Annotated in this window: 20 protein-coding genes; 10 read left to right on the plus strand and 10 right to left on the minus strand. The window is 66.7% G+C overall.

The annotated features are described in order from the left end of the window. Positions 1-155 precede the first annotated feature (155 nt). Entirely contained in the window at positions 156-548 is a 393-nt protein-coding gene (locus NX778_RS14505; RefSeq protein WP_258812462.1) for a DUF1842 domain-containing protein, read from the minus strand. Positions 549-1,062: 514 nt separating this feature from the next. Here NX778_RS14505 and NX778_RS14510 point away from each other — a divergent pair. From NX778_RS14510 to NX778_RS14520, 3 genes are all read left to right on the plus strand, one after another. Beyond that, positions 1,063-1,380 carry a hypothetical protein gene (locus NX778_RS14510; protein WP_258812463.1) on the plus strand — a complete coding sequence of 106 codons (318 nt, stop codon included), beginning with the start codon at positions 1,063-1,065 and terminating at the stop codon, positions 1,378-1,380. A 94-nt stretch (positions 1,381-1,474) separates the two neighbouring features. Further along, entirely contained in the window at positions 1,475-1,876 is a 402-nt protein-coding gene (locus tag NX778_RS14515) for a VanZ family protein (RefSeq protein ID WP_258812464.1), read from the plus strand. 163 nt (positions 1,877-2,039) lie between these two features. Continuing rightward, on the plus strand, positions 2,040-2,597 hold the full coding sequence (locus NX778_RS14520; protein WP_258812465.1) for a hypothetical protein: 558 nt from the start codon (positions 2,040-2,042) through the stop codon (positions 2,595-2,597). 69 nt (positions 2,598-2,666) lie between these two features. Here the strand turns inward: NX778_RS14520 and NX778_RS14525 are convergent, their stop codons facing one another. From NX778_RS14525 to galT, 5 genes are all read right to left on the minus strand, one after another. Then, positions 2,667-5,276: an FAD-dependent oxidoreductase gene (locus NX778_RS14525; protein WP_258812466.1), complete on the minus strand. Its 2,610-nt coding sequence runs from the start codon at positions 5,274-5,276 to the stop codon at positions 2,667-2,669. A gap of 96 nt (positions 5,277-5,372) precedes the next feature. Continuing rightward, the gene (locus tag NX778_RS14530; RefSeq protein ID WP_258812467.1) at positions 5,373-7,175 is read right to left on the minus strand and encodes a glycoside hydrolase family 2 protein; all 1,803 of its coding nucleotides are present in this window, start codon (positions 7,173-7,175) and stop codon (positions 5,373-5,375) included. Then, positions 7,162-8,271, minus strand: a complete 1,110-nt coding sequence (gene galK / locus NX778_RS14535; RefSeq protein ID WP_258812468.1) for a galactokinase — start codon at positions 8,269-8,271, stop codon at positions 7,162-7,164. Before galK ends, NX778_RS14530 begins: the two co-directional genes overlap by 14 nt. After that, positions 8,268-9,362 carry a M24 family metallopeptidase gene (locus NX778_RS14540; protein ID WP_258812469.1) on the minus strand — a complete coding sequence of 365 codons (1,095 nt, stop codon included), beginning with the start codon at positions 9,360-9,362 and terminating at the stop codon, positions 8,268-8,270. Before NX778_RS14540 ends, galK begins: the two co-directional genes overlap by 4 nt. After that, positions 9,359-10,381 (minus strand): galactose-1-phosphate uridylyltransferase, encoded by a 1,023-nt coding sequence (galT, locus tag NX778_RS14545; protein ID WP_258812470.1) that lies wholly within the window; start codon positions 10,379-10,381, stop codon positions 9,359-9,361. Before galT ends, NX778_RS14540 begins: the two co-directional genes overlap by 4 nt. A 501-nt stretch (positions 10,382-10,882) precedes the next feature. Here galT and NX778_RS14550 point away from each other — a divergent pair. Further along, positions 10,883-11,737 carry a pirin family protein gene (locus NX778_RS14550; RefSeq protein ID WP_258812471.1) on the plus strand — a complete coding sequence of 285 codons (855 nt, stop codon included), beginning with the start codon at positions 10,883-10,885 and terminating at the stop codon, positions 11,735-11,737. A gap of 22 nt (positions 11,738-11,759) precedes the next feature. Here the strand turns inward: NX778_RS14550 and NX778_RS14555 are convergent, their stop codons facing one another. Beyond that, a complete protein-coding gene (locus NX778_RS14555; protein ID WP_258812472.1) occupies positions 11,760-12,128 on the minus strand; it encodes a hypothetical protein in 369 nt (122 codons plus the stop codon). 426 nt (positions 12,129-12,554) lie between these two features. Between NX778_RS14555 and NX778_RS14560 the strand changes: the two genes are divergently transcribed. The 5 genes from NX778_RS14560 to NX778_RS14580 are packed head-to-tail and all read left to right on the plus strand — an operon-like array spanning position 12,555 to position 17,980. Then, positions 12,555-13,004 (plus strand): MarR family winged helix-turn-helix transcriptional regulator, encoded by a 450-nt coding sequence (locus NX778_RS14560; RefSeq protein ID WP_258812473.1) that lies wholly within the window; start codon positions 12,555-12,557, stop codon positions 13,002-13,004. A gap of 50 nt (positions 13,005-13,054) precedes the next feature. Next, positions 13,055-14,548, plus strand: coding sequence for an MDR family MFS transporter (locus NX778_RS14565; RefSeq protein ID WP_258812576.1), 1,494 nt, complete (start codon positions 13,055-13,057; stop codon positions 14,546-14,548). A gap of 20 nt (positions 14,549-14,568) precedes the next feature. Beyond that, a complete protein-coding gene (locus NX778_RS14570; protein ID WP_258812474.1) occupies positions 14,569-16,035 on the plus strand; it encodes an efflux transporter outer membrane subunit in 1,467 nt (488 codons plus the stop codon). Further along, positions 16,032-17,186: an HlyD family secretion protein gene (locus tag NX778_RS14575; protein ID WP_258812475.1), complete on the plus strand. Its 1,155-nt coding sequence runs from the start codon at positions 16,032-16,034 to the stop codon at positions 17,184-17,186. Before NX778_RS14570 ends, NX778_RS14575 begins: the two co-directional genes overlap by 4 nt. Further along, the gene (locus NX778_RS14580; protein WP_258812476.1) at positions 17,183-17,980 is read left to right on the plus strand and encodes a hypothetical protein; all 798 of its coding nucleotides are present in this window, start codon (positions 17,183-17,185) and stop codon (positions 17,978-17,980) included. Before NX778_RS14575 ends, NX778_RS14580 begins: the two co-directional genes overlap by 4 nt. Positions 17,981-18,046: 66 nt before the next feature. Here NX778_RS14580 and NX778_RS14585 read toward each other — a convergent pair whose 3' ends face one another. Beyond that, positions 18,047-18,745 (minus strand): fumarylacetoacetate hydrolase family protein, encoded by a 699-nt coding sequence (locus NX778_RS14585; RefSeq protein ID WP_258812477.1) that lies wholly within the window; start codon positions 18,743-18,745, stop codon positions 18,047-18,049. Positions 18,746-18,846: 101 nt separating this feature from the next. Here NX778_RS14585 and NX778_RS14590 point away from each other — a divergent pair, with 101 nt between their 5' ends. Then, on the plus strand, positions 18,847-19,605 hold the full coding sequence (locus NX778_RS14590) for a transporter (RefSeq protein ID WP_258812478.1): 759 nt from the start codon (positions 18,847-18,849) through the stop codon (positions 19,603-19,605). 3 nt (positions 19,606-19,608) lie between these two features. Here NX778_RS14590 and ubiT read toward each other — a convergent pair whose 3' ends face one another. Further along, a complete protein-coding gene (ubiT, locus tag NX778_RS14595) occupies positions 19,609-20,061 on the minus strand; it encodes a ubiquinone anaerobic biosynthesis accessory factor UbiT (protein ID WP_258812479.1) in 453 nt (150 codons plus the stop codon). Positions 20,062-20,078: 17 nt separating this feature from the next. Then, positions 20,079-20,957 carry a ubiquinone anaerobic biosynthesis protein UbiV gene (gene ubiV / locus NX778_RS14600; protein WP_258812577.1) on the minus strand — a complete coding sequence of 293 codons (879 nt, stop codon included), beginning with the start codon at positions 20,955-20,957 and terminating at the stop codon, positions 20,079-20,081. Between the last annotated feature and the right edge of the window lie 6 nt (positions 20,958-20,963).

A 20,963-nucleotide genomic window follows, 5' to 3' on the forward strand; every position in this document is an offset into this window, starting at 1 on the left:
AAGCGGGTTCGACAGTGATATACGAAAAACGCATGTCTGATATCGGAAAACGAAATTAGACATATATTTTGCGCCGCAGCATAATCTCACCTGTCTCCACTATTCTCCTCCAAGAAAATAGTTTAAGCCCGCCAAACAGCGGGCTTTTTTTTGCTTCAACGCGCCACGGTCTTCACCGGGACGTTCTCGGCGCGGCTGTTGCCGCATTCGAAGCCGCCGCGGCCGTTCCAGGCGTCGTCGATGGCGAAGTGGGCCGTGAACGGCACTTCCAGGGTGCCGATGGCCGGCGGCTGCAGGGTTTCGAAGTAGGTGCCTTCCAGGGCGACCAGCTTGGTGACCGGGCCGTAGCCGGCGGCATGGATCTGGCCGGTAACGTTATTGATGATTTTCTCGCCGTGCGGCGGCGCGATGGCCTGGGTGATCATTGCATGGCCGGACACCTTGCCGGAGCCGGAAACAACCAACAGCGAAAAAGTCAGCATCGGTGCGCCGGCAACGCCTTCGTTGCCGCATTCACCGTTCACCAGATAAGTTCCGAGTGTATGCATATCAGTCTCCCCTGATTGCGGGCTTGTTCAGGGAGGCAAGCCCTTCCTCCATTGCGACTGGAGGAGACATCCTGTGCCTTTTTGACAACTTGTAATACTGATAATGTTGATAGCTTGCGCCACACCCCGACGGCGCGACACGGTGGAGCCGGATACGTTCCCGGCAGCGATCGATAAACGCTTGAGCGAAGTCATTCTGTCGTCATATTCGACGCCTATACTGGATTCATCTGCGGTACGAGCAACCGATATGCCCGATCGCAGCCAGGTGTGCCCTGTCCATGCTCGGCACACCAACTGAATTCTCGCGTCTCTTGGCCCGATCTTGGGTTGTGCCCGCCCCGTTCCAGGCGGGCATTTTTTTATCCGCTCAGATCTTTTTCCTAGCAGCAAGCCAGAAAAATAAAACCGTCGAGCATGCTTGAAGGCAGCTCAGTATTCGCTATGATGAATCTTGCGTCCCGCGTTTTTGCATCGCGCCGGACGCCGGAAAACACACTAGGGAGCTGGACCGATGACCGTACACCAAGTGCCCGACACAATGCCGCGTCCGCGCGACAATCCGCCCGCCCGCCGCCACCACGGCCTGGGCGAGCGGCTGGTTCTGAGCGAACTCAATCCCGATGCCGTCGTCGACCAAGGCCAGGACGAAGGCGTTCCCCTCAACCTGATCACCTTCGGCCACGTGCGCGAAGTCTGCCCCAAGTGCAAGCAGCACCTCAAGCTGGTGCTGCGCCAGGCGCGCGTGCGCATCGCCCACCTGCTGTGCTCGGACTGCGACAGCTGCTTCGACGCCCATTACGCCAACGGCAAGCCGGCGCTGACGCCTTGAGCTGGCCCGGGCCGCGGCTCGGCAATTCATGCGTGTGCGCGTGCCGGTGCGGTGCGTGGTATGGTGGTTGTTTTCAGTTGTGAACGTCCGCCCCATGCCTGCACTGCTGTCGACTCTCGTCCTTGATCCCAAACTAAGTACCGTGCGCCGCGCCTGCGCGATCCTGATGTACCTGACGATCCTCGTTGCCGGATCGATACCGGGCGCGCGGGCCGAAATCGGCCATGTCGCCTCCGGGCTGGTGCTGCATTCCATCGCCTACGCGGTGCTCGCCTTCCTGTGGTTCACCGGCAGCGCCGGCAGCCCGGCGGTGCGCGCCGCCAAGGCCGTGCTGGCGGTGGCGCTGATGGGCGCCGGCGACGAGTACGTGCAGAGCTTCTTTCCCTATCGCGGGTCGGACGTGCATGACTGGATGGTCGATTGCGCCGCAGCGATCGTGACCAGTGCCGTGCTCTACGCGGTGATGCCGAAAAGCGGCGCCCCCGCGCAACGCTGACCACCCATCCCGGCCGGAATTCCCGCGCCGGCGCCAGGCTTGATCTGGCTCAGGTCAACTCTTCGGCAACTGGAACGCAGAGATCGCTGCAGCCTCTTACTAAGCGGGGCACGCGGCACCGTCACCAAACTCTGCAACCATTCCAGACACCAAGGAGTCGATCATGAAGCACACCTCCCACAACTTGGCCCTGGCGGGCATGCTGGTTCTGGCATTGTCCGCGTGTAGCACCATGCGCGGCTGGACCTCCGGTGGTTCCGGCACCGGCAGCAGCGGCAGCCCGGGGGCCACGGGCACCTCGGGCACTTCGCAGTCCGGCGGCTCGGGCGGCTACGACCAGCAAAGCGGCAGTTCCGGCACCAGCGGCACCTCGGGCAGCAGCACCGCCAGCATGGGCGAGGCCGGCGCCGCGGCCATGGGCTCCGGCAGCCAGGACCGCTCGCAAAGCGCCGCGGTGGCCTCCATCAGCCCGAACGCAACGGTGGTGTCGGTCGACGTCGTACCGCGCCAGGGCAGCACCGCCGAAACCGAAAGCGGCGTGACCGGGTCCACCGGCAGCAGCAGCACCGGCGCCACCGGCATGTCGGCCGGCGGCGACCGCGTCTACCGCGTCACCCTGCGCATGGACGACGGCAGCACGCGGGTGGTCACGCAAGAAAGCACGCCCGACTTCCGCGCCGGCGACCGTGTCAATCTGTCCAATGGAATGATCGCGCACTAGGCGGGCGCTCCTGGCCCGGTGCGATTCCCCAGCCGGGGCCGCACCGCGCCACCGCACCGCGCCACCGGCCTATTCGGCGACCTGCTGGCCCCGCGCGCGCTCGGCCAGCACTGTCTCGGCCGCCTTCTTGCCCGCGATGAAGGCATGGTCCGAATTGTAGTATTCCCACTCGCTGTAGCGTCCGGCCAGCACGATGTCGTAGCGCGCCAGCCAGCTGCGAATGGTTTGCACATTGGCCGCACGCTCGTGGTCGTACACCACATAGGCATACGGCATGTCGACACTGTTGGCGACGATGACCTCGTCGTCCTCGCGCAGCATGCCCACCTTGCGGCAATCCTCGATGCAGCGCTCGATCAGCGCCTGCCCATCCACGGGCAGCGGCTTCCACGGCGAGTAAGAAATTTCGCAAGTCAGGCCGAAGCCGCCCGGCGGATTGCACCAGGGGCTTGCGTTCCCCTGCACAAAGATGCGGTGGAAAATCGTGTCTTCCGGGTAGTAGATCCAGTGCTTGTCGGTGATGTGTTCACGCGCCACGCCCAGGTTCACGCAGCGGATCGAAATATGCTTGAGCCCCTTGGCCGCCTTCCTCACCTCGGCCGGCGCCTCGTCGCCGATCACGCGGATCAGCTCGGGCAGCGGCATGGTCGACACCAAATGGTCGTAGCGGTAGCGGCTGCCACCGGCCAGCACCACCACGTGCTCGCGCGGGAACACCTGCGCGACTTGCGCATTCAGCTCGATGCGCCCCTTGATGTGCGGAAGGAAGCCATTCATCAGCGCCTGGAAGCCACCGCGCAGCGGATAGCCGAAGCGCGCGTTGGGTCCCATCGGTTTGCCCACCGGCTCCAGCGCGCCCTCAATGATCTCCTGCAGGTTCGGCAGCGGCACGCGCCCGCCCAGCCACGAGGTCTCCATCTCGGTCAGCGGCACCGTCCACAGCTTGCGGTTGTAGGGGATCGCGAAGTGCTTGCCGATGCCCTTGCCCCAGACCTTGTAGATGAACTCCTCGAAGTTGGGCGTCTCGCGCTTCTTCGGCGCGATGTGCGCCGTGTTGGCCACGTCCGCCGTGCCGTCGCCGCAGCAGTCCTCGACCGGCTTCGCCGCGCAGGGCTGTCCCTCGCCGGCGGCCTCGCCGTAGCGCGCCTCGATCGCGCCCATGATGCACTCCGTGATCACCTTCGGCGGCAGTCCGTACAGCGCGCCCTGGAAGGGATAGCGCGTGTACACGTTCTTGCTGTAGACCCAGGCCTCGCGGTCCTGCCAGTGCAGGTTGTCGCCCAACAGCACCTCGTACAGCTTCAGCACATACGGGTCGTTGGAGAACATGATGTGGCCGGCGTAGTCGAAAGTGAAGCCATGGTCGTTCACCGAGCGGCACCAGCCGCCGATCGCGCCATTACGCTCCAGCAGGACCGTATCCGGGCCGAGATGATAGGCCGCCGATAGCCCGGTCGGCCCGGCGCCGATGATCACGGTGCCCGTGTCGTGCGAGCCGCCCTGGCGGCGCAGCGGATTGACCTTCGCGCCATCGCCGTGGATGGCGCCAGCGCTTGCCTGGCCGAAGCGCGCCAGCGCCTGCGGCTGCTGCGGCGCGCTGCCGAGCAGCTCACGCATCTGCGCGGCGGTCGCATCCCACGAAGTACGCGCCACCACTTCCCGCATCGCCTCGGCCAGCGCCGCGCGCTGCGCCGGCTCCATTGCCAGCGCCGCTTCGCAGGCCGCGATGAACTCGCGCGGGCCTGCCGCGATCGCCACCACGTCGCCGTAGGGCGTGGCCACGTCGGCGATCGGCGTCGACACGATCGGCAGCTCGGCCGCCATGTATTCGAGCACCTTGGTCGGGCTGATGAAGCGGGTCGCCTCGTTCAGCGCGAACGGCAGCAGGCACACGTCCCAGCCGGCCAGGAAAGCGGGCAGCGCCTCGTAGGGCTGCTGTCCCATGTAATGGATGTTGGGCCGCCGCGGCAGCTCATGCTGGCCGATCTTGGCCACCGGCCCCGCCAGCACCACCTGCCATTCCGGATGGGCGTCGGCCAGCGCCGCCACCAGCGCGGTATCGAAGCGCTCGTCGATCACGCCGTAGAAGCCCAGGCGCGGATGCGGGATGTCGGCCTGCGCCGGATGGCTGCGCGAACGGTCGGTGGCCTGCCCGAAGTGGGCGGCGTCGACACTGCTCGGGAAGCAGTGCACGCTGGGGTGGCGCATGCGCTTCGCTTCATACAGGCTGGGACCGCCCGCGAACACCAGGTCGGCCAGGTTGAGCAGCGCCGTCTCGCGCTGCAGCAGCTGCTTGGGCGGATTCCTGAACGACGCCAGCTCGTCCATGCAGTCGTACACCACCAGGCTCGGATCCAGTCCCTGCAGCAGCGGCAGCGCCATCGGCGTGTAGAACCAGACGATCGGCCGCTCCCCTGGCGGTACCAGGTCCGCCAGCATGGGCTGCAGCACCGGCAGCTGGTCATCGTGGAATCCGCCGGACGGAACCGGCGTGTGGGCCTGGCATACCGTCACGTTCGGCGCCGGGCTGGTGGTGTGCATGTACGGCTTGCCGTCATCATGGACCGGCTCTTCGACGAACAGGACCGGATAGTGCTGCGCCAGCCGGGTCAGCAGGTGCTGCGGCCGCTGGAATACAAAGTCCCAGCGCAAGTGGCTGAATACGACGATCGTTGGCATGACGACTCCTTTATCGCCCCGCGCGGCGGCGGGGCGTTGGTTGATCGGTGGTTTCCTGCATCGGCCCGATCGCCCGCGCCAACGTGAACACGTGGCTCAGGCGCCGGGCCCGGGTCCCTCCTCCACATCCTTGATCTCGAGCGAGACGTTGCGTGTGGCGGCGCTGATCACCTCCAGCGGCAGCTTGGGTGTGCGGTCCGCGTTGAGCAGGCCGTTCGCTTCCTGGAAGGTGTCGGTGAACTGGGTATAGCAAAAACCGCTGAACATGAAGGTGGTGTTGACCACCTCCAGCAAGCGGCGGTACAGCGAGAGGTAGCTCTCCTCCGTGTGGGCCCGGGTATAGCCCCAGGCCTTGCTGTCCGGCGCCACGTTCGGATCGAACGCGATGCCGCCGAATTCGGTGAGCACGATCGGCTGGCCGCGGTGCGGGAAGCCGTCGAGCGTGAGAATGCGCCCGCCGGGACGCCGCTGGTCGAACAGCGTGCGCACCGGATCGGTGACGGCATAGCGTTCGCGCAGCTTCTCGGGATTGCAGTCGTAATCGTGGATGCCGAGGATGTCGGTGGCCGAGGCCTCCCAGCCGTCGTTGCCGATCACCGGGCGCGTCGAATCGAGGGTGCGCGTCAGGTGGTACAACGCCTCGACCGCGTTGCGGTGGGCCTGGGTCAGCGTCAGGTTCGGCACGCCCCACGACTCGTTGAACGCCACCCACACCACGATGCACGGGTGGCTGTAATCGCGGTGGATGGCCTCGGTCCATTCACTGACCATGCGCTTGATCGCTTTCGGCGAGAAGCGGTAGGCCGACGGCATCTCCTCCCATACCAGCAGGCCTAGCTTGTCGGCCCAGTACAGGTAGCGCGGATCCTCGATCTTCTGGTGCTTGCGCACGCCGTTGAAGCCCATCTCCTTGGCCAGCTCGACGTCGCGCTTCAGGTGGTCATCGGATGGCGCGGTGAGGAAGGACTCCGGCCAGTAACCCTGGTCCAGCACCAGCCGCAGCTGGTAAGGCCGGCCATTGAGCATCAGGCGGTCGCGGTTGATCGCGAACGCGCGCAGCGCCGTGTACGAACGTACCCGGTCCAGCACCTGGCCGTCCCGGCGCAGCGTGACTTCGGCGTCCAGCAGCGTCGGCCGCTCCGGGCTCCACAGCAGCTCGTTGCGCGAGTCGTCGATGCCGGGGTCGGACAGCGCGATCTTGCGGTTGGCCTCGCCCGAGACCAGCTTGTAATGGTCGTCCGCCAGCAGCTGCTTGCCGTGCCAGATCTTCACCTCGACGAACAGGTCGGACGGGATGTCGCCGGCCGCGAACACCTCGCAGCCGATCTCGAAGTTCTCGAAGATCGGGGTCCACTTGAGCGTGCCGATGTAGGTATTGGCGACCTGCTCCACCCACACGGTCTGCCAGATGCCGGTGGTGCGCGGATACCAGATCGAGTGCGGCTCCAGCAGCCAGTCCTGCTTGCCGCGCGGTTTTTCAAGGTCGGCCGGGTCGTCCTCGACCAGCACCGTCAGCAGTTGCCGCCCATCGGCGTTCATCGCCATCGTGATATCGCAGGAGAACGAGGTGTGGCCGCCGATGTGCTCCGCCACCACGTGGCCGTTGATCCACACCCGCGCCAGGTAATCGACCGCGCCGAAGTGGAGGATGGTGCGCCCGCTGCTGGGCTTTAGCTCGAACTCGCGCTGGTACCAGCAGGCGCTGTGGAAGCCCGTGTCCTGGACGCCGCTCATCTCGGTCTCGGGCGCGAACGGGACATTGATCTCGTGGGTCCAGCCGTTCACCTGGCCGGGCAGCCTGAACTTGCGCTCGTCGTCGTAGCGGAAGCGCCACTTGCCGTTCAGGTTCATCCACTGGTCGCGGACCAGTTGCGGGCGGGGGTACTCAAACTGGCTCATTGTTTTCCTTTCCTTGGCTTGTTTTTTCGTCCTGTACCGGAATCAGGATCCGGCCGTGCCGTCCATTCTTGTTGTAGCGGGTGAGCGCGGCCTGCGCGGCCTGCTGTTCCTCGCCGGCGCGGCACAGCGCCACCGTGGCGCCGCCGAAGCCGGCCCCGGTCAGGCGCGCGCCGTACACGCCGGGCGCGGCGCGCAGCGCCTCCACCAGCGCATCCAGCTCGGGAATCGACACTTCATAGTCGTCGGCCAGGCTCTGGTGCGAGTCGTTCATCAGCTGGCCGAAGCGTTCCGCCGACACTCCGCGCACCGCCTCCAGCACGCGCAGGTTCTCGCGCACCACGTGGCGCGCGCGCCGGCGCAGCGGCTCGGGCAGCTGCTCGACCGCCGCGGGGTCCTCGACGTCGCGCAGCGACTTCACGCCCAGCTTGCGCGCCGCCTCCTCGCATTCGGCGCGGCGCTCGTTGTACTTGCTGCCGGCGAGCTTGCGCGGCACCCCGCTGTCGATCACGATGATGCCGGCATCGGGCGGCAGCGGCACCAGCCGGTGCTCCAGCGAGCGCGCGTCGATGAACAGCATGTGGCCGCTGTCGGCCAGGCTGGACGCCATCTGGTCCATGATCCCGCAATTCACGCGGGCGTATTCGATCTCGGCCCGCTGCGCCAGGCGCGCCAGCCGGACGTCGTTGAGCTCGGCCCCGATCAGCTCGCGCAGCGCGCGCAAGGTCGCCACTTCCAGCGCCGCCGACGACGACAGGCCGGAGCCCACCGGCAGCTCGGTCGACACGAACACCCGCAGCGCCGGCACCTTCTGGCCGCCCGCCTGCACCAGCCGGATGCAGCCCTCGATGTAGCTGCCGAAGCCCTGCGGCGCGCTGCCGTTCTCCGGGAAGTCGACGCTGCTGTCCAGCGTCGACGATTGAAAGTAGAAATGGCCGTCGCCACTCGGGCTCATCGCCACGGTGGTGCGCTGCGGTGTCGCGACCGGCAGCATGAAGCCGTCGTTGTAGTCGGTGTGTTCGCCCAGCAGGTTGACGCGCCCGGGCGCCGAGGCCACCACATCGGGCGCGCCGCCGAAAAAGGATTCGCTGCTCGTCATGTCGCCTCCAGCCATAAGGGCCGCATGCGGCCGTGGTCGTCGCGCGCCGGCCAGGCCGGGTCGCACGTCAGGTTCTCCAGCCCCTGCGGGCCGAGAATGAAGGTGTCCTCGATCGTCAGCCCATTGAAGCTGGGGTTGAACGCGAACGCCATGCCGGTCTCCAGTTCGGTCGCGGTGACCGGCGTGGCGACGATCTCGCGCGAGGCGTAGCCGGTGATGCCGCCCTGGTGGTGTTCGCGGATCGCATCCGGCCGGTTGGCGTGGCGGTAGCCCTGCTCCAGCGCGAAGTACACCGCCGACAGCGAACTGCCGGGCAGCACCGCGGCCAGCCCGGTGGCTTCGACCGCCATCAGCTCGCGCTGCTCGGCCGGCGCCGGGCCAAAGCTGACGCAGCGCGCCAGGCTCGCATGCAGGCCGTGGCGGCGCGCGCAGCAGCGCAGCATGGCGCGCCCGCCGATGCGCTCCAGCGACGGCGGCGGGTGGCGGTACAGCGGCAGGCGCCGCTCGCCGGCCGCCAGCACCAGCGCCGGTTCCAGCCCGCGCCGCACCAGTGCCTGCGCCCCGGCCGCCGCCAGCTCGGCCTCGGTCCATTCCGGGCGCGCCTGGCGCAACGCCTCGCTCATCGCCTCGGCGGCGGCGCGTCCCAGCGCGCGGTAGCGCCCGATCTCGCCGCCGCCCAGCACCATGCGGCGCTGGCGCAGCGTCGGCGGCAGCGGCAGCTCGCCGTTGGCCGGCCGGTCCGACAGCACCGGCAGTCCGCCCGCGATTTCGAACACATAGCGCTCGCGCAGCTCCAGCTCGGTCCACGGCGTAGGGTGGTAGGAAAAACCGGGCGGCGCCTCCTCCGCGCGCAGCCGTTTTTCCTCGATGTCGTCGGTCAGGATGCAGGCGTCCTCGCGCGACACCAGCACCTCGGCCGCGCCGGTCTCCTGCGACAGCAGCACCGCGTTCGAGCCGCCGGCCGTGATCCACGCGAACCAGTCGGTGCCGCGCAGCCGGATCGCGCTGGCGCCGGTCTTCTCCAGCACATCGCGCAGCAGCGCCAGCTTCACCGCCGCCTCCGCGCTGCGATCGACGGATGCTTCGCTCACTGGACTACCCTCTCTTCCAGGCTGACCTGCACCTGCTGCAGCTCGTAGGCGGTGGACTCGGGCAGCACGTCCATCGCGAACATGCCGGCGCCGATCTCGGTGCCCGCCAGGTACTTCAGGCGATCGCGGTTGCGATAGGGCGGGAAGAACTCGGCGTGCAGCTGGGTCTCGGGATGGCTGGCGCCATCGGTCGGCGCCTGGTACCAGCTCATCAAGTATGGGAAGGGCCGGTCCCACAGCCCGTCGAATTTGAGCAGCACTGTCTTGAGCGCGCGCGCCAGGTCGGCGCGCTGCTCCGGCGTGAGCGCGGCGAAGTCCTTGCACGGCGCGCTCGGCATCAGCCACACCTCGTAGGGATAGCGCGCGCACGGCGGCACGAAGGCGATCGCGTGCGGTCCCTGGTACAGCACGCGCTGGCCGTCCTCCGCCTCCAGCCTGGCCATGTCGCACAGCAGGCTGGAGCCGTGCTGCAAGAAGTATTCGCGCTCCTGCGCCAGCATATTGGCCGGCACCGGCGGGACGAAGGGATAGGCGTAGATCTGGCCGTGCGGATGGTGCAGCGTCACGCCGACTTCCGCGCCGCGGTTCTCGAACGGCAGCACGTAATGGATGTTGTGCTGGCCGCCGATGCGGGTGGTGCGGTCGCCCCATACCTGCAGCAGCAGCTCGATGCGCGACAGCGACAGCGCGGAGAGCGAGGACACCGGGTCCTGCGTGAACACCACCACTTCGCAGTGGCCGTTGGCGGGCGCGGTCGGCACCGTCGACGCCGGCGGATCGTGCGAGTCCAGCGCCAGCGAGGGAAAGCGGTTGTCGAACACCGCGATCTCGTAGTCGCCCTGCGGCAGCTCGGTCGGATTGGCCGGATCCATGGTCACCGCCAGCGGGTTGTACTGCGGCGGCGGCTGGAACGTGCGGTTCTGGCGATAGGCGGCGTAGGTCACCCACTCCCCGCGCAACGGATGCCAGCGCAGGTGCGGATTGGCGTGTTGGGGATCGGCGAACGGACTCGGCGCCACGAGCCCGTCCGGTATCGGCAAGTTGCTGTAAAGGGTGAGATGTCGGCCGTCCGGTTTGATGAGTTCTTTGATATGCATGGCATGCTGAATGGCGAGCATTGGATGGACGTGATGCAACAATTCAACGGGCCCGCGCCCCCTCTGCATCACGGCTGGAAATCGATCCTAACATGCAGTTTTCGCCATAATTTCCGGGGGGTAATCGGTGCGATTTCTGAGCATCAATTTGCCTGCCTGCCAGTCAGCGAACGGAACACGCCGCTTCCTCCCACGCTCCTAGGGAAGCGCCGATGCGCGCCCTCGCGGGGCCCGACAATAAAGCGGCGATGTAGGTTCGGACCTACAAAACGTATGGGGTTTTTTACGCAGTTCCATGAGGCGGACGCCTACGCCCGAATGTCCTCTAAAGATGAGTTCCCGGCGTTCGTCCAGCTTGAATGCGCGCAAGGATGGCGGCTTGGGTTATCGTATTGGCTACCCCATGCAACGGAGAACAACAAGATGAGCCTTCGCACCATCAAGCGGCTGCACCCGGCGGTGCGCGACGACATCGGCGACCTGATCACGCAGCGGCCGCTGCCCAGTCCGCACCTGCCGCAGCTCGATCCTTTCCTGTTCCTCAACCACCACGGGCCGCAGACCTACCCGCCGCACAACCGCGGCCTGCCCTTCGGCCCGCATCCGCACCGCGGCTTCGAAACCGTGACCTTCATCCTCGCCGGCCTGCTGACGCACCAGGACAGCGCCGGCCACGAGAGCATCATCCGCGCCGGCGGCGTGCAATGGATGACGGCGGGACGCGGCCTGGTGCATGCGGAGATTTCGCCGCCCGAGTTCTTGCGCGACGGCGGACCGCTGGAGATCCTGCAGCTATGGGTGAACCTGCCGCCGCACCTGAAGATGAGCGCGCCGGCCTACACCGGGCTGCAGCGCGAGCAGATTCCCGCGATCGCGGTCAACGACAAGGTGACGCTGAACCTGATCGCCGGCAGTTACAAGGGCGTGGCGGGACCGGTGCAGTCGCTGACCGGTGTGTTCATGAGCACGATCGAACTCGCGGCCGGCGGACATGTGCGGGTGGATGGACTACTCGGCCGCACCGTGTTCCTGTACGTGGTGCGCGGCGTGGTCGAAGTGGAAGGCGACAAGATCGGCGAAATGCACCTGGCCGAACTGAACGACGAAGGCGACGCGATCGAGATCTACGCCGAGACCGGTGCCCTGCTGGCGCTCGGGCATGCGGAAGCGATCAACGCGCCGGTGGTGGCGCACGGTCCCTTCGTGATGAACACGCGCGAGGAAATCGTCGACGCGATCAACGACTACCAGGCCGGAAAATTCGGCGCGCCACGGTGATTGGCGGCGCGCCGTAGGGCCATCATTTCACCGCCGCGGTGCTGACCAGGACGTTGACCGGGAAATCGCCGTTGTCGAAGGTGAGGCGCAGCGCATCGTTGCGCGACGCGTATTTGTTCGGGCCCACCGACAGGATCTCGGTACGGGTGTCGCCGACTTCGGCGTACAGGCGCGTGCCCATGCTCGACACGCGCAGCGTGCGGCCATCGGCCAGCTGGTAGGAGCCCTGCAGGCTGGCCATGTCGCCCTCGGTCGGCTTGTGGTAGGCGCTGGCGGTCACCGCCACCTGGTTCATGCTGGTGTCGATATTATTGGCGGCGGAAGGAGCGGCGCTGGCCGAGAAGGAAGCGGCGGCGGCGGCGATCAGGGTCAGTACGTGTGCGGTGCGCATGGTTCAAATCCTCATGGTCGAAATGTAGGGGTAGATTCAATTTCGCCGGGCGCTTTCAATTACCTGGCGAATGATCAAAGTGTATCGATCGCCCATTTCGCGACAATCGGGTATTGACCGAAACGCCAAAAACGCAGGATGAAATGCGATTAGGCGCGACAAGCGCGCAGCCCGAACTGACGGGCTTTCTTCGATGCGGAGGCGCGCGATACGCATGCCACGCAGACGCCGTATGCATGCAATATGCAGCGCCATCGCGCGGTTTGAAATAAGCAGAGAACAAAGTAGAGAACGTCGTGCCCGGCACTGCCGAGCCCGCAACCCTGCGACGATTCCCGCACCCTTGTCACACAATCGACGCGCAAATTGCAAACATTTCTTACCTGCGCTAAACTAGATAGATACCTATCTATATGCTTCTTAATCATGTCCATCCTATCTGATCCAACGCCGCAAGAGCGCTTCTCCACAGCGCTGCATTCCACGGCGCGCAGCTGGCGGCTGGCGCTCGACGCGCGCCTGAAGGACCTCGGCGTTGGCCAGTCCGGCTGGATGACGATCGCGATCCTCGCCAAGTCCAAGACCGAACTGTCGCAACGCGCGCTGGCCGACCAGCTGGGCGTCGAAGGCCCGTCCGTCGTGTCCATGCTCGACCGCCTCGAAGCGGCCGGCCTGGTGCTGCGCGCGCCCTGCTCCACCGACCGCCGCGTCAAGCTGGTCCACCTGACCGACGCCGGCCGCGCCCTGTTCGCCAAGGTGCGCAAGCAGGCCGACGCCTTCCGCGCCTCGGTGCTGGACGACGTGCCGCCTGACCGGCTGGCGGCCGCCACCGAGCTGCTCGAACAACTGCGCGCCCGCATCGAGGACGAGCTGTGACCGAACGGGCCATCCACGGACCGCTGGAGGCGCCGCCGATCAACCGCACCATGATCACGATCTCGATCATGCTCGCGACCGTGATCCAGGCGCTCGACGGCACCATCGCCAACGTCGCGCTGCCGCACATGCAGGGCAGCCTGTCCGCCTCGTCCGACCAGATCACCTGGGTGCTGACCTCCTTCATCGTGGCCGCCGCCATCGCCACCCCGCTCAACGGCTGGCTGGTCGACCGCTACGGCCTGAAGAACGTGTTCCTCGTTTCGGTGGCCGGCTTCACCGGCGCCTCGGTGCTGTGCGGGATCTCGGCCACGCTCACCGAAATCGTCATCGCCCGCATGCTGCAAGGCGTGTTCGGCGCCGCCTTGGTGCCGCTGTCGCAGGCCGTCCTGCTCGACATTAACCCGCGTGAGAAGCACGGCAGCGCGATGGCAGTATGGGGCATGGGCGTGATGATCGGCCCGATCCTCGGCCCCACGCTGGGCGGCTGGCTCACCGATCAATATGACTGGCGCTGGGTGTTCTTCATCAACGTACCGATCGGCGCCATCGCGTTCTACGGCATCTGGCGCTACATCCACCCGACCCCGGCGGCGCGCCGCGTGAAGTTCGATACCTTCGGCTTCGTCACGCTGTCGGTCGCGATCGGTTCGCTGCAGATGCTGCTCGACCGCGGAGAACAGAACGACTGGTTCGGCTCCACCGAAACCTGGGTCGAGGCGGTGCTGCTGGCGATGAGCCTCGCCTACTTCATCGCCCACACCGCCACGCGCCCGGCCGGCCAGTCCTTCATCGACTACCGCCTGCTGCTCAATTCGAACTACGTCACCGGCCTGCTCCTGATCTTCATCGTCGGCATGGTGCTGTTCGCCACCCGCGCGCTGATGCCAACCATGCTGCAGGGCTTGATGGGCTATCCGGCGATGCTGGCCGGCCTGGTCACCGCTCCCTCCGGCCTCGGCACCATGGTGTCGATGATGATCGTCGGCCGCCTCACCGGGCGGGTCGACTTCCGCATCCTGCTGGGCGTGGGCTTCGCCATCACCGGCTTCTCGCTGTGGCAGATGACCCAGTACACGCTGGTGCTCTCGCAAAGCGACATCGTGTGGCCGGGCGTGGTGCAGGGCGTCGGCCTCGGGCTCGTGTTCGTGCCGCTGTCGGCGGCTACCTTCGCCACCCTGTCGCCGCAGATGCGCGCGGAAGGCACGGCGCTGTATAGCCTGATCCGTAACATCGGCAGCTCGATCGGCATCGCGCTGGTGCAGACGCTCCTGGTGCGCAACACCCAGATCGCGCACGCCTCGCTGACCGAACACGTCACCATCGCCAACCAGGCGCTGGGCGACCCGGCCACCGCGCTGGCCGGCGCCGGCGCCGCCTCGCTCAACGGCGAGATCACGCGCCAGGCCTCGATGATCGCCTACGTCGACGACTTCTGGCTGATGATGATCCTGACCGCGGCCGTGATCCCGATGCTGGTGCTGATCCGCCCACCCAAGCGCAGTTCGGCGCCTGTCGAAATCGACCACGCCGCCCTCGAATAACCATGAAAGCAGGAACCACAGTGCGACACTTACGATTGACGAAGGCGGCAGGCGCAATCCTGGCGCTGCTCCTTGCGGGATGCGCCCACATCCCCGCCGACAAGAGCCAGGTGGCCGGGCCGGACTTCGAGCGCGCCCAGCACGCGGCCTCGCTGGCGCTCGCGCGCGACGCCTGGCCCGACCAGGAATGGTGGAAGCAATATCAGGAACCGCAGCTCGACGCGCTGATCACGCGCGCGCTCAAGGACAACCCGACCATGGCGGTGGCGCAAACGCGTATCGCCTCCGCCCAAGCCGCGGTGAATACCCAACGCGCGGCGGAAGGCGCGCAGGTCGATCTCGCCGGCGGCATCAACCGCCAGCGCTACTCGGGCACCGGCCTGTTCCCGGAACCGATTGGCGGCAACTGGTTCAACGACGTCAGCGTGCAGGCGCGCGCCAGCTACGACTTCGACTGGTGGGGCAAGCATCGCGCCCAGATCGCATCGGCCATCGGCCAGGCCAACGCCGCCCGCGCCGATGCCGCGCAGGCAGCGCAGACGATTGCCGCCAGCGTCGCGCAGAGCTATTTGCGCCTGCAGTCGCTGTGGGCGCGCGAAGAGAACACGCGCGAACAGATCGCCGTGCAGCGCGACGTGCTGTCCGGACGACAGCTGCGCCTGAAACAGGGCCTGGTCAACGTCGACATGGTGCAAGGCGCCGAGCAGGACCTGGCCAACCTGAACGCCCAAGCCGAGTCCTACGCGACGCAGGCCGCGCGCGAGCAGGAGGTGCTGCGCGCACTGGTCGGCGCACACGGCGACGACTTCCCGAAGCTCGCGCGCCGCCAGATTCCGGTTGAAGCGAGCGCCGCCCTGCCCTCGCGGCTGGGTATGGAACTGCTGGCGCGCCGCCCCGACCTGCAGGCCGCGCGCTGGCGCGTCGAAGCCGCGCTGGGCCGCGCCAAGGCCGCCGAAACCGCGTTCTACCCGGACCTCAACCTCTCCGCATCGGCCGGTCTGGACACCGTCTCCGTCTCGAAGCTGCTGCAGTGGGCCAGCCGCACCGGCCTGGTGGGAGCCGCCTTCAGCCTGCCGATCTTCGACAGCGGCCGTCTCGAAGCCGGTCTCGCCACCGTGCGCGCCCAGCGCGACGAACTGATCGCAGACTACAACCAGGCCGTGGTGAACGCCGTGCGCGACGTCTCGCAGGAAGCGGCCACGCTGCAGGGCATCGCCAAACAGCGCAACGCGCAGCTGCAGGCGTTCAAGGCCGCGTCCACGCTTGAATACAACGCGCAGGCGCGCTTGAAAGCGGGCCTGGCCGAAAGCGCCGCCGTGCTGCAGGCGCGCCTGGCCTTGCTGCGCCAGCGCGACAACGGCATCCAGCTGTTCGACGCCGACCTGCAGACCCAGGTCGCGCTCATCAAGGCGCTCGGCGGCGGGTACCGCGCCGAGCCGCTGCAAGCCGCCAACGATCAACAAAACACCCGAGCCATCGCCAAATGAGTACCGAGAACAACGCCCCCAATCCCAAGAAGCGCCGCGCCGTCCTGCTCGGCATCACCGTCCTGTTCGTGATCGCCGGCCTGGCCTACGCCGCCTATTACGTGCTGGTGCTGTCCAAGCGCGTCCAGACCGACAACGCCTACGTCGGCGGCAACCTGGTCAACGTCACCTCGCAGGTGTCCGGCAGCGTGATCGAGATCCGCGCCGACGAGACCCAGCTGGTACAGGCAGGCACCGAGATCATCAGGCTCGATCCATCGGACGCGCAGGTCGCGCTGGCGCAGGCCGAAGCGCGGCTTGGCACCGTGGTGCGCCAGGCGCGCCAGAGCTACACCAACGTGCAGCAGTTCGACGCCGCCGTCGCGCAGCGCAAGGTCGCCTTGAAGACCGCCGAAGACGACCTGGCGCGCCGCCTGCCGCTGGCCGCCAGCCAGATCGTGTCGGGCGAAGACATCGCCCACGCGCGCCAGAACGTGCAGGAAGCGCGCGCCGCGCTGGACGTCGCCCAGCAGCAGGCCGCTGCCGCGCGCGTCGCCGTGGCAGGCGTGCAGCCGCAGCAGCTGCCCGCCGTGCAGGCCGCGAAAGCCGACTACCTGTCGGCCTGGCTGGCCGCACGCCGCAATGCCATCGTCGCGCCGGTGACGGGCTATGTCGCCAAGCGTAATGTGCAAGTGGGCCAGCGCATCGCGCCGGGCACCGCGCTGCTGACCATCGTCCCGCTCAACCAGTTGTGGGTGGACGCCAACTTCAAAGAATCGGAACTGCGCGACATCCGCGTCGGCCAGCCGGTGACGATCGAGTCCGACATCTACGGCAGCGACGTCAAGTACCACGGGCGCGTCGAGGGCCTGTCGGCCGGCACCGGCAGCGCGTTCTCGCTGCTGCCGGCGCAGAACGCCAGCGGCAACTGGATCAAAGTGGTGCAGCGTGTTCCGGTGCGGATTTCGCTGGACCCGAAAGAGCTGCAGGCGCATCCGCTGCGCGTGGGCCTGTCCGCCACTGTGGACGTGGACATCACCAACAAGCAGGGCAGCGCGCTCGGCACGGTGTCGCAGCCGTCGATCAAGTACGAGACCAATGTGCTGAACCAGCCGCTGCAGGAAGCGCAGGCCGCGACCGACGCGATCGTCGCACGTAACATGGCCAAGTGAGCGAATTGCTCCTGCCGAAGTACCTCGATGCGATCGGCGCCGTCGACCTGTCCCGGGTCACGGCGCCGGGCGAGATCCCGGACGCCTTCGTGCTCGCGCGCGAAGGCAAGTTCGCCACCTGCTACATCCCTTTCGAAGCCGTGAACGCGGCGGCCAGGGTTGTCATCGTCGGCATCACGCCCGGTTTCAATCAGTGGAAGAACGCCGTGGCGGAGGCCAAGCGGCAGCTGCAGCGCGGTGCGTCAGCGCAGGAACTGCTGCATGCGTCGCGGCTGGCCGGCGCCTTCTCCGGCGCGATCCGGCCGAACCTGGTGGCGCTGCTGGATGCGATCGGTGTGCAGCGCTGGCTCGGCATCGACAGCTGCGCCACGATCTTCGGCGACCACGCAGGCATGGTGCAGGTGACATCGGTGCTGCGGCACGCTGTGTTCGTCAACGGAAAAAATTACAGCGGCGCTCCCAGCATGACGCGGACAGCGTTTTTGCAGAAGCAGATGCTGGAGTGGTTTGCGCCGGAAGCCGGGCAGCTGCGCGGCGCGGTGTTCATCCCGATGGGCGGGACGGTCGGCGAAGGACTGGACTGGCTGGCAGCGCGCGGCGCGATCGACCCGAAGCGCATTCTGCATGGTTTGCCACATCCTTCCGGCGCGAACGCCGAACGGGTTGCTTATTTCCTCGGCAGGAAGGACAAGGCCACGCTGTCGAACAATACCAATGGCGATCAACTCGACGCCACGCGGGCTGCACTGACCGCTCAGATGCATGTGCTTATTGCAAGCGCACGGCGATCTTAAGAGATACCGTCGTTTCCGCGAACGCGGGAACGACGGTAACTTTACAGCTTAGTTTAGTGGCGACGCTTAAGGCTGCGCGCCGATTTCGAGCTGGAACCCAGCCACGCCGTCCACGCCACCGCGGACATGATCGCCTGGCTTCAACGGCCCCACGCCCGACGGCGTCCCCGAATAAATCAGGTCCCCCGGCTGCAGCGCGACGAAGCCCGACAAGTAGGCGATCACTTCAGGCACGCGCCAGATCATGTCGCCAAGGTCGCCTTCCTGCGCCAGGGCGCCGTTCACTTCCAGCCAGATCCGCCCCTGGGACGGATGCCCGACCGCCGACACCGGATGCAGCTCGCTGCACGGCGCCGACGCATCGAAACCTTTGGCCATGTCCCACGGCCGGCCCGCTTCCTTGGCGGCCGCCTGCAAATCGCGCCGGGTCAGGTCCAGGCCGACACCATAACCCCACACCAGCGACATCGCATCCTCGGGCTTCACGTTCACGCCCGGCTTGCCGATCGCGACCACCAGCTCGACCTCGTGGTGCATATCATTGGTCGCGGACGGATACGGCACCACGCCGGCGGCCGGCACCACCGCGTCGGCCGGCTTGGTGAAGAAGAACGGCGGCTCGCGGTCCGGATTGGCCCCCATCTCGCGCGCATGGGCCGCGTAGTTGCGGGCGACGCAGAATACACGGCGCAGCGGGAAACGTTCGCTGGAGCCGGCGATTGCCAGCGATGGAACGGGCGGCGGGGTGATGGCATAGGTGGTCATGCTTGTCCTTCCGATGAGAGATTGCAGGCTGGGATCATGCAAGCATAGCGACCGGCGCGAAACGAAGCAAATCGCGACGCGAAATCAGCTAGACTGTAAATATGCCAAGACTTAAACGCTACCTGCCCGCCCTCGCGGCACTGGCCATCTCAGCGCACGCGCAGGAAGGCCCGGCCATCACGCCCTACCGCCCATCGGTCTCGACGCCCGCGCAGTTGCCGGCGCCGGGCCAGCTCGAATTCGAATTCGGCAACCTGTCCAGCCGCGGCACGGATCCGCGCACGGACAGCCTGCCTTACACCTTCAAGCTGGCAATCGACAAAGACTGGGGCGTGCTGCTGGGCGGGAGCGCCTACGTGCGCCAACGCGGCGCCGGCCAGGATGCGAACGGCATCGGCGACACCGCGCTCACGCTCAAGCGCGCATTCATCGTCAACGATACGACGGCGTATGGCCTGGAGCTGACCACCAAGATCCCCACCGCGAAGGACACCATCGGCAGCGGCAAGAGCGACTGGACCATTAACGCGATCTACAGCCACGATGCGGGCGACCTGCACATGGACGTCAACGTCAACGAGACCCGCCTCGGCGCGCCGCAGCCCGGCGCCGCGCGCATCCAGACCGGCGTGTCGGCCTCGTTTTCGACGCCAGTCACAGAACGCTGGACGGCCAACTGGGAGCTGTCCGGCATTGCCAATCCGGGTGCGCCATCGACCGCGCAGCTGCTGCTGGCCGGCGTCTACATGCCCAGCAAGCGGCTCGAATTCGATGCCGGCTTCACGCGCGGCCTCACCAGCGCTACGCCGCACTGGTCGCTGTTTGCCGGCTTCGTGGTGCCGCTCGCGAAGCTCTGGTAAGGGTCAGGCGCGCGCGCGGCGCACACCGAGCAACACGGCGGGATCGAACACCGATGCGTCGATCGCATCCAGCGTATTTTTGAACAGCAGCCCCAGTTCCGTGTCGCCTTCCAGCGCCAGCCGGCGGCTGAAGAACAGCGTATCCGGATCTTCCTCGCGCCGTGCGAGCCGCACCAGATCGTGCACGCAGGCGCCGATGGTCAGGTCCGGCGCGCCCGCGCTGCGGATTGGCGCGAAGCCGCCGCGCTGCCAGGCGAAGTCGAAGGCGATGCGCGCGTCCGACACCCGCAGGCGCAGGCTGCGCCCTTCCAGCGCGGCCTTGACGTCGCTTGGAAGCTGCGGCGCCAGCACGCGGTTGAGCGCGCGCGTGAACAGCCATGCGCCCGGATACGCAGGCAGTTTGGCCAACACGCCGGCCAGCGGCGTCGGCACCGTGTAAGTCTGCTTTCCCTTCATCTGCTTCCCCTTCCCTCTTATTCCTGGCCCGGATCGCCGTGCCAGAAGCCGCTGCACGGCCGTCCCGGCATCAGCGCTTCCAGCTGCTGGCTCGCTACGCGGCCATCAAGCGCGCCGCGCCGCACCTGGTCGAAAATGTCGATCACGCGGTCGGTATCGGTGGACTGCGGACTGATTCGCGCCACGTGCACACCGAGCGCGCGCATGTCGTCCAGCTCCGCTACAAGGTTCTGGACCGCCGCCGACTGGGTCTGCGTGCCGTTCAGGACCAGGAAAGGTTCGCCCTCGCGCGTGGACAGCAGCAGCCCGTCGGGATGGTGCATGCAGCTGAACTGGCAGTCTTCCTTCGGCAGGTTGCGGTTGCGCGCGGTGAAGCAGCGCGCCGAGAACGCCAGCGGCATGCGGCCATACGCAAAGACTTCGGTCTCCAAGCCGGCAGGCAGAACGTCCCGCAGCTGTGACAGGCGGTCGCGCCCGATCTCGACCGGCATCACCCAGCGGCGCGCGCCCAGCGTGGCCATCAGTTCGATCGAGCCGCCGTTGTACAGGTTCAGGTGCGGGCCGGCGACGAAGCCGCGGTCGCTGGATAGCCGCTGCACCGCGCCCATGTCGTTGGCCTCGACCATGTAGCGCTCGTTCGACGTGATCTTGCGCTGCGTAGCCAGCTCGCTGTTCGATTCGATCAGCACCTGGGTCGACAGCACCACCTCCTTGCCGTGTTCGGCCAACAGCTCCGCCACGTCGAGCCAGTCCGACACGCGCAGCTCGTGACGGCGGCTGCACACGGTCTCGCCGATGTAGACGATGTCGGCCGCGCTGTCGGCCACCATCTGGTAGAACTCGAACACGGTCTCGCGCGGCCAGTAGGTGAGGATCGGGCCAACCGATAACTTCATCATGGT

Origin of the sequence: Massilia terrae, from assembly GCF_024753145.1 — a bacterium.
Taxonomy (GTDB): domain Bacteria; phylum Pseudomonadota; class Gammaproteobacteria; order Burkholderiales; family Burkholderiaceae_D; genus Telluria; species Telluria terrae.

Excerpts from the sequence above, each read along its gene's own strand:
- NX778_RS14575 (WP_258812475.1), top strand. The coding sequence starts at position 16,032 with ATGAGTACCGAGAACAACGCCCCCAATCCCAAGAAGCGCCGCGCCGTC.
- NX778_RS14585 (WP_258812477.1), bottom strand. The coding sequence starts at position 18,745 with ATGACCACCTATGCCATCACCCCGCCGCCCGTTCCATCGCTGGCAATC.
- ubiT (WP_258812479.1), bottom strand. The coding sequence starts at position 20,061 with ATGAAGGGAAAGCAGACTTACACGGTGCCGACGCCGCTGGCCGGCGTG.
- NX778_RS14525 (WP_258812466.1), bottom strand. The coding sequence starts at position 5,276 with ATGCCAACGATCGTCGTATTCAGCCACTTGCGCTGGGACTTTGTATTC.
- NX778_RS14550 (WP_258812471.1), top strand. The coding sequence starts at position 10,883 with ATGAGCCTTCGCACCATCAAGCGGCTGCACCCGGCGGTGCGCGACGAC.
- NX778_RS14590 (WP_258812478.1), top strand. The coding sequence starts at position 18,847 with ATGCCAAGACTTAAACGCTACCTGCCCGCCCTCGCGGCACTGGCCATC.
- NX778_RS14510 (WP_258812463.1), top strand. The coding sequence starts at position 1,063 with ATGACCGTACACCAAGTGCCCGACACAATGCCGCGTCCGCGCGACAAT.
- NX778_RS14565 (WP_258812576.1), top strand. The coding sequence starts at position 13,055 with ATGATCACGATCTCGATCATGCTCGCGACCGTGATCCAGGCGCTCGAC.
- NX778_RS14505 (WP_258812462.1), bottom strand. The coding sequence starts at position 548 with ATGCATACACTCGGAACTTATCTGGTGAACGGTGAATGCGGCAACGAA.
- NX778_RS14555 (WP_258812472.1), bottom strand. The coding sequence starts at position 12,128 with ATGCGCACCGCACACGTACTGACCCTGATCGCCGCCGCCGCCGCTTCC.
- NX778_RS14530 (WP_258812467.1), bottom strand. The coding sequence starts at position 7,175 with ATGAGCCAGTTTGAGTACCCCCGCCCGCAACTGGTCCGCGACCAGTGG.
- NX778_RS14515 (WP_258812464.1), top strand. The coding sequence starts at position 1,475 with ATGCCTGCACTGCTGTCGACTCTCGTCCTTGATCCCAAACTAAGTACC.
- galK (WP_258812468.1), bottom strand. The coding sequence starts at position 8,271 with ATGACGAGCAGCGAATCCTTTTTCGGCGGCGCGCCCGATGTGGTGGCC.
- NX778_RS14520 (WP_258812465.1), top strand. The coding sequence starts at position 2,040 with ATGAAGCACACCTCCCACAACTTGGCCCTGGCGGGCATGCTGGTTCTG.
- ubiV (WP_258812577.1), bottom strand. The coding sequence starts at position 20,957 with ATGAAGTTATCGGTTGGCCCGATCCTCACCTACTGGCCGCGCGAGACC.
- NX778_RS14560 (WP_258812473.1), top strand. The coding sequence starts at position 12,555 with ATGTCCATCCTATCTGATCCAACGCCGCAAGAGCGCTTCTCCACAGCG.